This is a genomic window from Streptomyces sp. NPDC104367 (assembly GCF_055583825.1).
The window spans coordinates 298,653-313,993 of sequence record NZ_JBVJND010000002.1 but is presented as its reverse complement, the minus strand read 5'-3'; the positions used below and the strand labels follow the sequence as shown (position 1 = coordinate 313,993).

The following is a 15,341-nucleotide window of genomic DNA, read 5'->3' as shown; positions in this document are numbered from 1 at the left end:
GTGTTTGGTAGGTTAGCGTGGGGTCATGACAGGCGTCGAGACTCCGGAGTACGTGCCCGGGCACGGGCTGCTCGAGGGGCGCACCGCCGTGATCACGGCCGCGGCCGGGGCGGGCATCGGCGGTGCCACCGCGCGCCGCTTCCTGGAGGAGGGCGCCCGCGTGCTGATCAGCGACGCGCACGCGCGGCGGCTGAAGGAGCACGAGGCCGAACTGGCCGGCCGGTACCCGGGGGCCGTCACCGCCCTCGCCTGCGACGTGACCGACGAGGCCCAGGTGCGGGCCCTGTTCGACACCGCCGTACGGGAGCACGGACGGCTGGACATCGTCGTCAACAACGCCGGACTCGGCGGCACCGCGACCCTCGCCGACATGACCGACGAGCAGTGGTCCCGGGTCCTCGACGTCACCCTGAACGGCACCTTCCGCTGTGTGCGCGCGGCCCTTCGGCTCTTCCGCGACGGCGGGCACGGCGGCGTGATCGTCAACAACTCGTCCGTCGTCGGCTGGCGCGCCCAGGCCGGCCAGGCGCACTACGCCGCCGCCAAGGCCGGGGTGATGGCGCTGACCCGGTGCGCGGCGATCGAGGCCGCCGCGTACGGGGTCCGGGTCAACGCCGTGGCACCGAGCCTCGCCATGCACCCGCACCTGGTGAAGGTGACCTCCGCCGAACTGCTCGCGGAACTCACCGCGCGCGAGGCCTTCGGACGCCACGCCGAGCCCTGGGAGGTGGCCAACGCGATCGTCTTCCTCGCGTCCGGCTACTCCTCGTACCTCACCGGAGAGGTCCTCTCCGTCAGCAGCCAGCACCCGTAGGACCAGAATGTACCCGTGCCGACCAAGAAGAAGCCCCAGGTGACCGCCGCGAGAAAGCCCGCGGCCGCCGCCGCGCAGGCCCGGCGGCGCGAACTCCTCGAGACCGCCGCCGAGGTCTTCGCCGAGCAGGGCTACAACGCCACCACCGTACGCAAGATCGCGGACCACGCGGGCATGCTCGCGGGCAGCCTCTACTACCACTTCGACTCCAAGGAGTCGATGCTGGAGGAGATCCTGCGGACCTTCCTCGACGAGCTCTGGGACGGCTACGACACCGTCCTGGACGCCGGACTCGGTCCCCGCGAGACCCTGGAAGCCCTCGTCACCGAGTCGTTCAGGGAGATCGACCGGCACCGCGCCGCCGTCGCGATCTACCAGAAGGAGAGCAAGCAACTGGTCGCGCAGGACCGGTTCGGCTTCCTCGCCGAGTCGCAGCGCAGGTTCGAGAAGGCGTGGCTGGCCACGCTGGAGCGCGGGGTCGCCGCCCAGGTCTTCCGCGCCGACCTCGACGTCCGCCTCACCTACCGGTTCGTGCGCGACACCGTGTGGGTCGCCGCGTCCTGGTACCGGCCCGGCGGACAGCACAGCCCGGAGGAGATCGCCCGGCAGTACCTGTCGATGGTGCTGGACGGGATCGCCGTACGTACCTGACCCACTGGGGAGTTGACATGGCCGAGGCCTACATAGTCGAAGCGGTGCGTACGCCCGTCGGACGGCGCGGGGGAGGGCTCGGCGCGGTCCATCCGGCGGACCTGGGCGCGCATGTGCTCAGGGAACTGGTCGCCCGGTCCGGCGTGGACCCGGCCGCCGTCGAGGACGTCGTCTTCGGCTGCCTGGACGCGGTGGGTCCGCAGGCCGGTGACATCGCCCGGACCTGCTGGCTGGCGGCCGGGCTGCCCGAGGAGGTGCCGGGTGTGACCGTCGACCGGCAGTGCGGTTCCTCCCAGCAGGCCGTGCACTTCGCCGCGCAGGCCGTGCTCTCCGGCACCCAGGACCTGGTGGTCGCCGGCGGGGTCCAGAACATGTCCCTGATCCCCATCGCCTTCGCCTCCCGGCAGGCCGGCGAGCCGCTCGGCCTGACCGAGGGCCCCTTCCTCGGCAGCGAGGGCTGGCGGGCCCGGTACGGCAGGCAGCCCGTCAACCAGTTCGCCGGGGCCGAGATGATCGCCGCCAAGTGGGGCATCAGCCGCCAGGACCAGGAGGAGTTCGCGCTGCGCTCCCACCGGCGGGCGCTGCGCGCGATCGACGAGGGCCGCTTCGAGCGCGAGACCGTGTCCTACGGCCCGGTCTCGGTGGACGAGGGACCGCGCCGGGACACCTCGCTGGAGAAGATGGCCTCCCTCAAGCCGGTCGTCGAGGGCGGCACCATCACCGCCGCCTGCTCCTCCCAGGTCTCCGACGGCGCCGCCGCGATGCTCCTCGCCTCCGAACGGGCCGTCCGCGAACACGGGCTGCGCCCCCGCGCCCGCGTCCACCACCTCTCCGTCCGCGGCGAGGACCCCATCCGGATGCTCTCCGCGCCGATCCCGGCCACCGCGCACGCCCTGAAGAAGACCGGCCTCACCATCGACGCCATCGACCTCGTCGAGATCAACGAGGCCTTCGCGCCCGTCGTCCTCGCCTGGCTCAAGGAGACCGGCGCGGACCCCGCCCGGGTCAACGTCAACGGCGGCGCGATCGCCCTCGGCCACCCCCTCGGCGCGACCGGCGTCAAGCTGATGACAACCCTGCTGCACGAACTCGAACGCACCCACGCCCGCTTCGGCCTCCAGACCATGTGCGAGGGCGGCGGCCAGGCGAACGTGACGATCATCGAACGGCTGTGAACCCCGTCATCCGCGCAGCGACGCCCCCGCCCCCGGCAGCGCGTCGATGACGTCCCGGGCCTCGGCCATCATCCGGTCCACCAGTTCCGCGCACGACGGCAGGTCGTCGATCACCCCGGCGACCTGCCCGGACGCCATCACCCCGAGGTCCGTGCGGCCGTCCACCATCGCCGACCTGAGCAGCATCGGCGTGTTGGCCGCCAGCAGCACCTGGCTCCACGACAGGTCCTTGCCGTGCCGCAGGCCGGCCCCGTCGCGGACCAGCTGCCGCCAGGTCAGCCCGGAGAGCCTGCGGAAGGCCGCCGCGTGGCGCACGGCCCGCAGCAGCCGCCGGGTGCGGCCGGTGTTCTCCAGCGAGTCGACGAGCGGGGTCCGCAGCATCCGGTGCGGCAGCCCGTCGACCGCCCTGGTCACCGTGACCTCCCGGACCGTCGCCGCCAGGTACCTGGCCTTCACCGCGTCCGGGACGGTGGAGTCGGAGGTGAGCAGGAACCGGGTCCCCATGGCGACCCCGGCCGCCCCGTAGGCCAGCGCCGCCACCAGCCCGCGCCCGTCGAAGAAGCCGCCCGCGGCCACCACCGGTATCCGCACCGCGTCCACCACCTGCGGCAGCAGCACGCTCGTCGCCACCTCCCCGGTGTGCCCGCCGCCCTCGCCGCCCTGCACGACCACCGCGTCCGCGCCCCACGCGGCCACCTTCTCGGCGTGCCGCCGCGCCCCGACCGACGGGATCACCACCACGCCCGCCTCCTTCAGCTCGGCGATCAGCTCACGGGACGGGGCCAGCGCGAAGGACGCCACCCGCACACCCCCCTCGACGATCAGCCGGACCCGGTCGCCCGCGTCGGCCGCGTCCGCCCGGAGGTTCACCCCGAACGGGGCGTCCGTGCGGCACCGCACCTCCGCTATCGCGGCCCGCAGCTGGTCCAGGGTCATCGTCGCCGAGGCCAGGATGCCGAGCGCCCCGGCGTTGGCCGCCGCGGAGACCAGCCGGGGGCCCGCCACCCACCCCATCCCGGTCTGCACGATCGGGTGCCGGACCCCGACCAGCCTGGTGAGCGCGGTCTCCATCAGCCCGCGACCTCCCTCGTCCGCGCGCCGCCCGGATCGAGCACCTCGCGGATCAGCCGCAGCTCCTCCTCGCTCGGATCGCGGGTGCGGGGCACCTCGTCCGGGACGGTGAGCTCGAAGCCCGTCGCCTCCCGCACCCGGTCCACGCCCACCCCCGGATGCAGCGCGGCCAGCCGCATCGAGCGGTCCGGCGTCTCGAAGTCGAAGACGCCCAGATCGGTGACGACCCTCGGGACGCGGTGGAAGCGTTCGGTGCCCGGATGCGCGGCGACCCGGTCGTACCCCACCCCGCACACCATGTCGACCTTCTCCACGAACACCCGCCGGGAGTGCTTCGGGACCCAGTAACTCGTCGGGTTGTTCAGTGTGTTCAGCGTCGCCCCGCGCACCCCGAGCAGCTGGCGGCGGGGGTGCGACCAGTCGCCGATGCAGGAGATGTTCTGGTTGCCGTACCGGTCGAGCTGGCTCGCGCCCATCATCACGTGCCGCCGGCCGCCGGACACCAGGGCGAGGTGCTGCCGGTAGGGGAGCCAGCCCTCCGGCGTCCCGTCCGGGCGGACCAGCAGGGCCTCGCCGTCGGTCAGCAGCAGGTCCGGCGCGAAGGTCAGCCGGGCCAGCCGCGCGCCCAGGGACGGGATCAGCCCCATCGGGCTGGCCAGGATCTCGCCCGAGCCCCGCCAGGCCTCGGCACAGGCCACGACACAGTGGTCGGAGCGCAGTACGCCGGTGAGCGCCGTGTCCGTCATCCCCGCTCCTCCTGCCAGTTGCGCACCGCCGACCGGTAGTCCTGCTCGCCTCCGGCCAGGAAGCGGGCCGCGAAGTCCTCCCAGGGGGTGGTCGCGTACAGCCGCTGGAACTCCTCGTCCCGGCCGTAGTCGGGCGCGCAGGACGTGAAGTGCGCGCCGTTGGGGGCCTCCACGACCCCCGTCACGTTCAGCCGCTTGACCAGCAGCGACTGCACGGCCGCCTCCTTCGTCAACTCGGCCGTGTCCACGATCCGTTCGCAGGAGACATAGGCCGCGTCCGCCGCCTCGCAGAACAGGTCGTCGAAGTACGGGTCGGGGCCCAGGTACTGGCCGTTGCCCAGCCGGTCGGCGCGGTTGACGTGCACCAGGGCCGCGTCCAGGCGCAGGGCGGGCATCGCCACGAACGTCTCCCCGTCGTCGTAGGGCGAGGTGACCGTGCGCAGACCCGGGTTGACCCGCATGACGTCCGAGCCGATCCCGGCCCGCACGGGCAGGAACGGGAGCCGGTTCGCGGCCGCGTGCAGGCCCCACATGAACATGCCCTCGTCGACCTCCGTCAGCTCGAACGCACCGCGCTCGCGCGCCGCCCGGTAGTGCGGTTCCAGCGGGACGGAGTCGAGGGTGACGAAGGCCGTCACCAGCTTGCGCACCCGGCCGGCCGCGACCAGCATCCCGACGTCCGGGCCGCCGTACGAGACCAGGGTGAGATCGTCGATGCCGGTCCTGAGCAGGGCCCTGACCAGGGACATCGGCTTGCGTCTGGAACCCCAGCCGCCGATGCCGAGGGTCATGCCGCTCGTCAGCCGCGAGACGGCCTCGTCGGCGGTCATCGTCTTGTCAGTTGTTCTCGGCACTGCCGGCAACCTCCTTCCCGAAGGTGTCGCGGACCTGGTCGGCCACCCCGCTGAGGGCGGCCTCGAAGGTGAAGCCCTGTTCGAAGCGGTAGCTGCGCCGTACGTCGACGGGGTCGATGCCGTTGATGGCGGCCTTCGCCAGCCGCAGCAGCCGGCCGTCCTTCGCGGCGATCTCCCGGGCCAGCTCCAGCGCGGCCCGGTCCAGTTCGCCGCCCGGCACGACCCGCCACACCGAGCCGTGCGCGTGCAGCTCGGCCGCGGTCGCCGTGCGGGAGGTGAAGTACAGCGTCCGCATCAGGTGCGGGGGGACCAGGCGGGCCAGATGCGTGGCCGCGCCCAGGGCGCCCCGGTCCAGCTCGGGCAGACCGAAGACGGCGTCCTCGCTGGCCACGATCGCGTCCGCGTTGCCCACCAGGCCTATCCCGCCGCCCAGGCAGAACCCGCGCACCGCCGCCACCACCGGGGTCTCGCACTCGTACACCGCCGCGAACGCCTCCGCGCAGCCCCGGTTGGCACCCAGCAGGGCGCCGTTCCCGGCCGTCTGTATCTCCTTGATGTCCACGCCCGCGTTGAAGCCGCGGCCCCGCGCGGCCAGCACGACGCACCGGGTCCCGGGATCGCGGCCCGCCGCGCGCACGGCCTCCGCCAGCTCCAGCCAGCCGCGCACCGGCAGTGCGTTCACCGGGGGGAAGTCGACCGTGACAAGCGCGATGCCCTTTTCCGGACACGAGGTGGAGACACCCATGGACGCATCAGCTACCTTCGCACTCAGCTGCCTTTCCACCAAACATTTGTTAGGTGTGAGGCTTCGAAGCTAGCAGCCGGTGCCAACGAGCGGGAGGCCCTGTGGATAACTCGCTGCGCGGCAGGACCGTGGTCGTCACGGGCGGGACCAGGGGCGTGGGCGCCGGGATCGCCCGGACCTTCGCCGAGGCCGGCGCCCACGTCCTCGCCTGCGCCCGCCGACCGCCCGAACAACCCCTCGAAGGCGTCGAGTTCATCCCCCTCGACCTGCGCGACCCGCCCGCCGTACGCGCCTTCTTCGACGCCCTGCCGCGCGTCGACGTGCTCGTCAACAACGCGGGCGGCACGCCCTACCGGCGGCTCGCCGACGCGGACGCCGAGCGGCACGCCCGGGTGATCGAGCTGAACCTCCTCACCCCGCTGACCGCCTCCCTCGCCGCCTACGAGCGGCTCAGGCAGGCCCGGGGCGCGGTGGTGATGATCGGCAGCGTCAGCGGCAGCCGCCCCTCGCCGGGATCGGCCGCCTACGGCGCCGCCAAGGCCGGGCTGGAGCACCTCGCCCGGTCCATGGCCGTGGAGTGGGCGCCGGAGGTCCGGGTCAACACGCTCGTGGTCGGCATGGTCCGCACCGAACTGTCCGGCCTCCACTACGGCGGCCAGGACGGCATCGACGCCGTCTCCGGCACGGTGCCGCTCGGCCGGCTCGCCGCCCCGTCCGAGGTCGGCGCCGCCGCCGCCTTCCTCGCCTCCGACGCGGCCGCCTACATCAGCGGGGCGAGCCTGCTCGTGCACGGGGGCGGGGAGCGGCCGGCCTTCCTGGCCGCGGCGACCGCCAACAAGCCGTCCGACGGGAAGGACTGACATGAGTGGAATCTGCGCGGGCCGGGTCGTGGTCGTCACCGGCGCCGGGCGCGGCCTCGGCCGGGCCCACGCGCTCGCCTTCGCCGCCGAGGGCGCCCGGGTCGTCGTCAACGACCTCGGGGTCGGCCTCGACGGACTGCCGGGCCCGGACAGCCCCGCCGCGGCCGTCGTGGACGAGATCCGGGCGGCGGGCGGCGAGGCGGTGGCGCACGGCGGCGACATCGCGACGGCCGCCGGGGCCCGGTCGCTGGTGGCGGCGGCCCTGGACGCGTACGGCCGGCTCGACACCCTCGTCAACAACGCCGGGTTCCTGCGCGACCGCATGCTCGTCAACCTCGACGAGGACGACTGGGACGCGGTGATGCGGGTGCACCTCAAGGGCCACTTCCTGCCGCTGCGGCACGCGGCCGCGCACTGGCGGGCCGAGGCCAAGGCGGGCCGCGCCCCGGTGGCCCGGATCGTCAACACCAGCAGCGGGGCGGGCCTGCTGGGCTCGGTCGGACAGGGCAACTACAGCGCCGCCAAGGCCGGCATCGTCGGCCTCACCCTGGTCGCGGCGGCCGAGCTGGCCCGCTACGGCGTCCAGGTCAACGCCGTCGCCCCGGCCGCCCGCACCCGGATGACCGAGCGCGCCTTCGCCGACGCCATGGCCGCTCCCGAATCCGGCTTCGACGCCATGGCGCCCGGCAACGTCTCGCCGCTGGTGGTCTGGCTCGGCTCCGCCGCGAGCGCCGGCGTCACCGGCCGGGTGTTCGAGGCGGAGGGCGGGCGGATCACCGTCATGGAGGGCTGGCGGCCCGGCCCGACCGCCGACAGGGGGGACCGCCGGACGGCCGCGGAGGCCGGGGAGACCGCGCTGGAACTGCTGTCCGAGGCGGCGCCGCCGGGCGCGGTGTACGGCGCGTGACACCTCACCGGCACCCCGGGCATCGGGGAGCCGCCTGATTCCGTGTGCTCCGTGCGTCCCCCGCGGCCGGGCCCCGTGGGCCGCTCGTTCCTACGTGTCGCACTCCAGCACCGTCCGGCACAGCGAGCAGCGGGCGCGTACCCGGCCGCGCACCGGCACCCTGATCCGCTGGTGGCAGGTCGGGCAGGCGAAGGAGACCCGCAGGCGGCCGCCGCTGTCGGGGGAGAAGGCGTAGGGGGCCCCGGGCTGCGGGGAGGGCGCCGCGGGGGCGTGCCGGCGGTCGCGCGCGTAGCGGCGGCGGCCCGCCCAGCCGGCCGCGCTCAGCGGCGGCTGCTCCTCGTCCTCGCGGGCCCGGGCCATGCCCTTCCCGTACGCCGTGTAGGCCTGTGGACTGGTGAACCACACGGACGGGTCCTCGCCGAAGACGAGGGCGCGCTTGGCCAGGACGTAGCCGAACTCCTCCGGGGTGAGGTAACCCAGCTTCTGGGAGGCCTCGCCGTGCTCCCGGTACGCGTCGAGGAGCAGCCAGCCCGCGCCCAGGTAGGTGGTCGCCGTGTCCGTGAGGATCTCGTTCTCCCGGGTGCTCGGGAAGGACAGGTCCAGACGGTGCAGATAGACGTGCATCACCTCGTGGGCCAGGGCCGCGCCGATGTCCCTGCGGTGGCTGCGGAAGCGGTCGTTCAGCTCGACGAAGTACTCCGGGCCCGCGGTGAGTTCGACGTTCGCCGCGTGGGTCATGTCCTTGAAGCCGACGATCATGCGGGCGTCCGGCAGCCGGAAGTGCCGGACGATCTCGCGGGCGACGCGCTGTGCGCCGAGGTGCAGGTCGTCGGTGTCGCAGAACGCCACGTCGGCCGGGGCCACGCTGGTGGCGAAGGTCTGGACGGTGTCGTACGAGAGGCGTCGGTACAACGCCGTGATGGCGGCCCGCACGGTGTCCAGGTGCGGGTAGCCGTGTTCCACCGGGCCGCCGTTCGCCACGTCCCCTACCCCCACAGACGCCGCCAGAGTCTCTTCCCAGAGTAGGCGGGGACGGCGGAGATCGGGGGGCGGAGGGCTGTTCGGACACCGCGGGCGAGCGGGGCCGACCGCGCGGTTCCCCGCGCCCCTAGAGGGGCGCTGCCCGTACCGTTCGCTGCACGGTTTCCTGGAGCTCCAGGACCCAGACCTCGTTCTCCCCTTCCTTCAGGACCGGCCCGGGGACGTACAAGGACTCCTGCGGTCCCGCCGACCAGTAGCGGCCCAGGTTGAAGCCGTTGACCCAGACGAAGCCACGGGTCCAGCCGGGGAGTTCCAGGCGGGCGTCGCCCGCGCCGCGGACCGCCAGCGTGCCCCGGTACAGGCCCGGCGCGCCGTCCTCCGGGAGCGCGCCGAACGGCACCTCGTCCACGCCCCCGTCGAACGCGTCCAGGTCGAGGCCACGCGCGCGTACGCCGTGCAGGAACTGGCGCTCGTGCAGGAGACCGCCGGTGACGCCCTTCGGCTCGCCCGAGCGGGGACCGTAGTTGACGCGGCCCAGGGACTCCACCCACAGCTCCACGCGCGCGGGGCCCGCGACCGGCTCCTTGAGCTGGGGCTCCTCCTCGGTGAGGACACCGGCCCGCTCGCCGTCGACGTACACGACCGCCAGGTCGCGCAGGCCCCGCGCGGTCAGCGGGTACGGCCGGCGCGGCCCCGGCACGTCCACCTCGTAGCGGACCAGGCCGCGGGCGATGCCCAGTTCCTCGAAGGTGGGCGGGACGGGGTGCACGCGTTCCGGGGTGCCGAGGGCCTCCAGGACCGCCGGCAGGGGCGCCCAGGCGGTCAGCCCCGCCTCCGCGGCGGTGGCCAGCGACGCCGGCGCGGACGGCGGTTCGGGCAGCGGGCCGGAGGCGTACTCGGCGAGCACCTCGCGAAAGCGCCGGAACTTCTCCGTGGGACGGCCGTACTCGTCGATCGGGGCGTCGTAGTCGTACGACGTGACGTCCGCCTCCAGCGGGCCCTCGTGCAGTTCGCCGCCCGGCCGGTTGGCGCCCGCCCAGCCCGCGAAGTTGGTGCCGCCGTGCGCCATGTAGACGTTGACCGACGCCCCGCACTCCAGGACCTCCCGCAGGGCCGCGGCCGCGTCGTCCGCGTCCCGCACGACGTGCTCGCCGCCCCAGTGGTCGAACCAGCCGCACCAGAACTCCATGCACATCAGCGGGCCCCGCGGCTGGTGGCGGCGCAGCGTCTCGAAGGCCGCGCGCGCGTCGGAGCCGAAGTTCACCGTCGCGAGCAGCCCCGGCACGGAGCCGCCGCTGAGCATGTGGTCCTCGGGGCCGTCCGAGGTGAACAGCGGCACCGTGACGCCCTCGGCGCGCAGCAGTTCGGTGAGGTGGGCCAGGTAGTCGGCGTCGGAGCCGTAGCTGCCGTACTCGTTCTCGACCTGGACCATGATCACCGGGCCGCCCCGGTCCAGCTGCCGGGGCGCGACCTCCCGCAGCAGCGTGCGGAACCAGCGGTCCACATGGCCGAGAAAACGCTCGTCACGCGTACGCGCGCGTGCGCCCAGCTCACCCGTCACCCAGTGCGGCAGACCGCCGTTCTCCCACTCCGCGCAGATGTAGGGCCCCGGCCGCACGATCGCCCACAGGCCGGCCTCCCGCGCCGCGTCCAGGAAGCGGCCGAGGGCCGCCACGTCCCGGAAGGTGCCCGGACGCGGCTCGTGCAGGTTCCACGGGACGTACGTCTCCACGCAGTTCAGCCCCATCGCGCGCAGCAGCGCCAGCCGGTGTCCCCATTGCTCCTCGTGCACCCGGAAGTAGTGCAGCGCGCCGGACAGCAGCCGCACCGGCCTGCCGTCCAGCAGGAAATCCGTCTCACCCACCGTAAAGTCGTTCATAGGCTCACCTTGGCCTGCCGGCGGGGGCCGGGACCATGGACAAAGATCGGCAGCACTTGGACGAATGGGCCGACGGACCAGAAGGAGCGCGCAGTGCCGGGAGGGGTGCCGATCTTCCGCACCTGGATGCGGTTCCTCACACCCGGCACCGCCCACCGCCGGCTCGGACTGGCCTGCTGGGGCGTCGGCCTCCAGCACGGCGCCGTGCCCGCCGTCGGCCCGCGCCTGCTGGAGCACCACGTCGCCATCGTGATCAGCTCGGGCCGGGGCTGGTACCGCACGCCCGACGGGCGCAGCACCGCCGTCGTCGCACCGGCGCTGGTGTGGCTCACCCCGGGCGTCCCGCACCACTACGGGCCCGACCCGGAGACCGGCTGGGACGAGGCCTTCGTGACCTTCACCGGCCCCGACACCGAGACCTACACGGAACTCGGCTACATCGAGCCCGAGCGGCCCGTGGTGCCCCTCTCCGACGCCACCGGCCCCCGGGACGTCATCGCCAGGATCGCCAGGGCCGCCCGCCGCGGCAACCCGCTCCTGGAGGTCGAGACCGGCGCCGCCGTCCACGAGCTGCTCGTCGCACTGCGCCGCGCGCGTGCCGACCTCGCCCCCGACGGGGACCCGGTGCTGCACGCGCTCGCGCGGGACGCCTGCACCGGGATGACGGTCGCCGACCACGCGGCCCGGCTCGGCATGGCCCCGGCCGAGCTGCGGGCCGCCGTGCGCCGGGTGGCGGGCTGCAGTCCCAAGGACTACCTGATCGGCATCCGGCTCGGCCGCGCCCAGGAGCTCCTGGCGACCACCACGCTCTCCGTCGCCGCCGTCGCCCGCCGGGTCGGCTACGACGATCCGGCCTACTTCTCCCGTCTGTTCACCGGCCGTGTCGGCGCGGCCCCCGTGCGGTTCCGCGCCCAGCAGAGCCGCGCCGTGCCCGACGACTGGGGCGACGGCCTGCACGAGCCGGGCGAACCGGGGCCGCCGGTGGCCGGGCCGGCCGACGGCCCTTAGGGATCGCGCGGCGCACCGCATAGGGTGGACGCCCATGACCACCAGCAACACCGGTACCGGTGACGTCGACCCCGCCGTCCGCGAGGAGCTCGGCCGGCTGCGCGACAGCATCGACAACATCGACGCGGCCGTCGTCCACATGCTCGCGGAACGCTTCAAGGCCACCCAGCGGGTCGGCCGCCTCAAGGCGGTGCACCGGCTGCCCCCGGCCGACCCGGCCCGCGAGGCCCGGCAGATCGCCCGGCTGCGCGCCCTCGCCGAGAACGCCAAGCTCGACCCGGCCTTCGCCGAGAAGTTCCTGAACTTCATCATCGCCGAGGTGATCAGGCACCACGAGTCCATCGCCGAGGACACCGTCAACGGCCGGGCGGCGGACACGCACTGACCCGAGGGCGCCGGGGCGCCCGGACAGGCGCCCGGAGCGCCTGTCCGAGCGCCTCCACCAGCGCCGTCACCTCAGCTTTCCGCTCCTGCCGACCGGACATAAGCCGCTTACCGCTCCTGCCCCTGTGCGTCGTCCCTGTCATCGGGCAGCATGGCCCGCATGTCCGTACTGACTCGCGACGAAGCGCAGAGCCGCGCAGAGCTCCTCGACGTCCACCGCTACACGATCGACCTCGACCTGACCACCGGGGACGAGACCTTCGACTCCCGTACCGTGCTCCGGTTCACGGCCCGATCAGACGGCGACACCTTCGTCGAGATGAAGCCCGCCGAGCTGCGCGCCGTCACCCTCGACGGACAGTCCCTCGACCCCGCACTGCTGGACCAGGGCCGGCTGCCCCTGAAGCACCTCACCGCGGGCGAGCACGAGCTGCGTGTGGACGCCACGATGCGCTACTCGCGCACCGGCGAGGGCATGCACCGCTTCACCGACCCCTCGGACGACGAGACGTACGTCTACACCCAGCTGTTCATGGACGACGTGCAGCGCGTCTTCGCCGCCTTCGACCAGCCCGACCTGAAGGCCGTCTTCGAGCTGACCGTGACCGCCCCCGAGGGCTGGAGCGTCCTCGCCAACGGGGTCACCGAGCACCTCGGCGAGGGCCGCTGGCGGGCCGCGGCCACCCCGCTGATCTCCACCTACCTGGTCGCCGTCGCCGCCGGCCCCTGGCACTCCGTGCGCACCGAGCACCGCGGACTGCCCTTCGGCATCCACTGCCGCCGCTCCCTCGCGCCCTACCTCGACGCCGACGCCGAGGAGATCCTCGACATCACGCGCGCGTGCTACGACCGCTACCACGAGAAGTTCGAGGAGCCCTACCCCTTCGACTCCTACGACCAGGCGTTCGTCCCCGAGTTCAACGCCGGCGCCATGGAGAACCCGGGCCTGGTCACCTTCCGCGACGAGTTCGTCTACCGCTCGGCCGTCACCGACACCCAGCGGCAGACCCGCGCGATGGTCGTCGCCCACGAGATGGCCCACATGTGGTTCGGCGACCTGGTCACCCTGCGCTGGTGGGACGACATCTGGCTGAACGAGTCCTTCGCCGAGTACATGGGCTACCAGACCCTCACCGAGGCCACCCGCTTCACCGACACCTGGGTCGACTTCGGCGTCGCCCGCAAGGCCTGGGGCTACGACGCCGACCAGCGCCCCTCCACCCACCCGGTGGCCCCCGAGGCCGTCGGCGACACCGCCGCCGCCCTGCTCAACTTCGACGGCATCTCCTACGCCAAGGGCGCCTCCGCGCTGCGCCAGCTGGTCGCCTGGACGGGCGAGAAGGACTTCCTCGCCGGCATCAACATCCACTTCCAGCGGCACCGGTTCTCCAACGCCGACCTCGCCGACTTCATCGACTCCCTCGCCGCCGCCACCGAACGCGACGTGCACGCCTGGGCCGACACCTGGCTGCGCACCACCGGCGTCGACACCCTCACCCCGGTCCTCGCCACCGCCCCCGACGGCACCCGCACCCTCACCGTCGAGCGCACCGGCAGCCGCCCGCACCGCGTCAGCGTCGGCGTCTACGACCAGGACCTCGCCGACGAGGGCCGGCTCACCCTGCGCGAGCGCATCGACCTCGACATCCCGCAGGCCGCCCCGCAGGCCCTCGGCAAGCGCCCCGCGCTGCTCGTGCTCAACGACGGCGACCTGACCTACGCCAAGATCCGCTTCGACGCCGAGTCCGCCGCGGCCCTCCGGACCGGCCTCTCCGGCCTGCCCGACCCGCTCACCCGCGCGGTGGTGTGGAACGCCCTGCGGGACGCGGTCCGCGACGGCGAACTCCCGGCCGGCGCCTACCTGGAGACCGCCCGCGCCCACCTCCCGCACGAGACCGACCTCGCCCTCGTACAGGGCGTACTGGCCTTCGCCTCGGTCCACGTCGTCGACCGCTACCTCACGGCCGAGGAGCGCCCGGCCGCCCTCGCCACCCTCTCCGCCCTGTGCCGGGACTTCATCCGGCGCACCGAGGACGGCGACAACCCCGGCCTGCGGCTGATCGCCGTGCGGTACTTCATCCGCGCCGCCGCCCACCCGGACACCATCGCCGCCTGGCTCGCCGAGGGCACCGTGCCCGGCGGCCCCGAGCTCGACCCCGAGCTGCGCTGGCGCATCCTGGACCGGCTCGCCGTCCTCGGCGCCACCGACGAGGAGCAGATCGCCGCCGAGCTGGCGCGCGACCCCAGCGCCAGCGGCCAGGAGGGCGCCGCCCGCTGCCGGGCCGCGCTGCCCGACCCCGAGGCCAAGCGCGCGGCCTGGGAGGCGATGTTCACCGGCGACGACCTGTCCAACTACCTGTTCACGGCCACCGCCCAGGGCTTCTGGCACCCCGAACAGGCCGACCTGGTCCGCGAGTACGTGCCGCGCTACTACCAGGACGTGCCCGCCGTCGCCGCCCGCCGCGGCCCCGCCATCGCCGCGGTCGTCGGCCGCGACGCCTTCCCCGCCCACGCCGTGGACGCCGAGAACCTCGGCCTCGGCCGCGCCTGCCTGCGCGACGCCGAGCCGGTCACCGCCCTGCGCCGTCGGCTGACCGACGAACTCGACGACCTGGAAAGGGCGTTGCGGGTCCGCGAGGCGTAGGACGCCACGCACGCGGCCGGCCCCGACGACGCGGGGACCGGCCGCCGCTCCCACGGGCCCGCGCGTCTGCGGCCCTCAGCGCGCGAGCCGCAGCTCCGCCCTGCGCACGCCGCCCTCCCGGGGACCCGCCCTGCGGTTGCCCACCTCGTCCGTCCTCGGGGCCTGGGCGCCCAGGGTGAAGCCGAGGCGTTCCAGGAAGCGCTCGCCCGAGCGCCAGCCCGGCGGCACGGACGCGGTCACCAGGGACACCCCCTCCGCGTGCGCCAGCAGCGATTCGGCGAGCGCCCGTCCCAGGCCCCGGCCGCGCGCCCAGGGCGCCAGCAGGAACAGCCCGACCGAGACCGCGCCGGGCGCCGGATGGTCCCGTACCGCGTCCACCAGGCCCGAGACGGCCCCGTCCCGCTCCAGCACGAGCAGCACCTTGTCCTCCGGACGGGCGCCCTCGGGCAGCCCGTAGAACAGGCTCTGCACGTCGCCCGGCCCCGACGGCAGCCCCGTCGCCGCCACGAACCAGTCCTCGCACGCCTCGAACAGCTCCAGCAGCGGCGCCTCGTCCGAGGGCAGCGGCTCCCGTACCAGCACCCGCTCACCGGGCACGTCGATCATCCACGCGTCAACCACC

The 15,341-nt window shown here is 73.8% G+C and carries 15 protein-coding genes; 8 read left to right on the top strand and 7 right to left on the bottom strand.

Annotation, left to right across the window (positions count from 1 at the left end; genetic code table 11):
- Positions 1-25 precede the first annotated feature (25 nt).
- Genes ACZ619_RS04250 through ACZ619_RS04240 form a run of 3 tightly spaced genes read left to right on the top strand, consistent with a single transcriptional unit; the run spans position 26 to position 2,640 of the window.
- A complete protein-coding gene (locus tag ACZ619_RS04250) occupies positions 26-814 on the top strand; it encodes an SDR family oxidoreductase (protein ID WP_469593875.1) in 789 nt (262 codons plus the stop codon).
- A 15-nt stretch (positions 815-829) separates the two neighbouring features.
- A complete protein-coding gene (locus ACZ619_RS04245; RefSeq protein ID WP_469593872.1) occupies positions 830-1,465 on the top strand; it encodes a TetR/AcrR family transcriptional regulator in 636 nt (211 codons plus the stop codon).
- A gap of 17 nt (positions 1,466-1,482) precedes the next feature.
- The gene (locus tag ACZ619_RS04240; protein ID WP_469593870.1) at positions 1,483-2,640 is read left to right on the top strand and encodes an acetyl-CoA C-acetyltransferase; all 1,158 of its coding nucleotides are present in this window, start codon (positions 1,483-1,485) and stop codon (positions 2,638-2,640) included.
- Positions 2,641-2,646: 6 nt separating this feature from the next.
- Here the strand turns inward: ACZ619_RS04240 and ACZ619_RS04235 are convergent, their stop codons facing one another.
- From ACZ619_RS04235 to ACZ619_RS04220, 4 genes are read right to left on the bottom strand one after another with little or no spacing between them, the layout of a single operon-like run.
- The gene (locus ACZ619_RS04235; protein WP_469593867.1) at positions 2,647-3,711 is read right to left on the bottom strand and encodes an NAD(P)H-dependent flavin oxidoreductase; all 1,065 of its coding nucleotides are present in this window, start codon (positions 3,709-3,711) and stop codon (positions 2,647-2,649) included.
- Entirely contained in the window at positions 3,711-4,457 is a 747-nt protein-coding gene (locus tag ACZ619_RS04230) for a CoA-transferase subunit beta (RefSeq protein WP_469593864.1), read from the bottom strand. The genes ACZ619_RS04235 and ACZ619_RS04230 overlap by 1 nt, the downstream gene beginning before the upstream one ends.
- Complete coding sequence (locus ACZ619_RS04225) at positions 4,454-5,287, bottom strand: CoA transferase subunit A (RefSeq protein ID WP_469594495.1); 834 nt, start codon at positions 5,285-5,287, stop codon at positions 4,454-4,456. Before ACZ619_RS04225 ends, ACZ619_RS04230 begins: the two co-directional genes overlap by 4 nt.
- 7 nt (positions 5,288-5,294) lie before the next feature.
- Positions 5,295-6,056, bottom strand: a complete 762-nt coding sequence (locus ACZ619_RS04220; RefSeq protein WP_469593862.1) for an enoyl-CoA hydratase family protein — start codon at positions 6,054-6,056, stop codon at positions 5,295-5,297.
- Between the two features lie 101 nt (positions 6,057-6,157).
- Between ACZ619_RS04220 and ACZ619_RS04215 the strand changes: the two genes are divergently transcribed.
- Entirely contained in the window at positions 6,158-6,916 is a 759-nt protein-coding gene (locus ACZ619_RS04215) for an SDR family oxidoreductase (protein ID WP_469593860.1), read from the top strand.
- A gap of 1 nt (position 6,917) precedes the next feature.
- Positions 6,918-7,823, top strand: a complete 906-nt coding sequence (locus ACZ619_RS04210) for an SDR family oxidoreductase (RefSeq protein ID WP_469593858.1) — start codon at positions 6,918-6,920, stop codon at positions 7,821-7,823.
- Positions 7,824-7,913: 90 nt separating this feature from the next.
- Here ACZ619_RS04210 and ACZ619_RS04205 read toward each other — a convergent pair whose 3' ends face one another.
- Positions 7,914-8,804, bottom strand: a complete 891-nt coding sequence (locus tag ACZ619_RS04205; protein WP_469593856.1) for a hypothetical protein — start codon at positions 8,802-8,804, stop codon at positions 7,914-7,916.
- 127 nt (positions 8,805-8,931) lie between these two features.
- Positions 8,932-10,683 carry a glycoside hydrolase family 35 protein gene (locus tag ACZ619_RS04200; RefSeq protein ID WP_469593854.1) on the bottom strand — a complete coding sequence of 584 codons (1,752 nt, stop codon included), beginning with the start codon at positions 10,681-10,683 and terminating at the stop codon, positions 8,932-8,934.
- 111 nt (positions 10,684-10,794) lie between these two features.
- Between ACZ619_RS04200 and ACZ619_RS04195 the strand changes: the two genes are divergently transcribed.
- The 3 genes from ACZ619_RS04195 (at position 10,795) to pepN (ending at position 14,719) form a co-directional block, all read left to right on the top strand.
- Complete coding sequence (locus ACZ619_RS04195; protein WP_469594493.1) at positions 10,795-11,691, top strand: helix-turn-helix domain-containing protein; 897 nt, start codon at positions 10,795-10,797, stop codon at positions 11,689-11,691.
- A gap of 34 nt (positions 11,692-11,725) precedes the next feature.
- Complete coding sequence (locus ACZ619_RS04190) at positions 11,726-12,076, top strand: chorismate mutase (RefSeq protein ID WP_469593851.1); 351 nt, start codon at positions 11,726-11,728, stop codon at positions 12,074-12,076.
- Between the two features lie 159 nt (positions 12,077-12,235).
- Positions 12,236-14,719, top strand: a complete 2,484-nt coding sequence (pepN, locus tag ACZ619_RS04185; protein WP_469593849.1) for an aminopeptidase N — start codon at positions 12,236-12,238, stop codon at positions 14,717-14,719.
- Positions 14,720-14,794: 75 nt separating this feature from the next.
- Here the strand turns inward: pepN and ACZ619_RS04180 are convergent, their stop codons facing one another.
- Positions 14,795-15,340, bottom strand: coding sequence for a GNAT family N-acetyltransferase (locus ACZ619_RS04180; protein WP_469593847.1), 546 nt, complete (start codon positions 15,338-15,340; stop codon positions 14,795-14,797).
- Position 15,341: the final 1 nt, after the last annotated feature.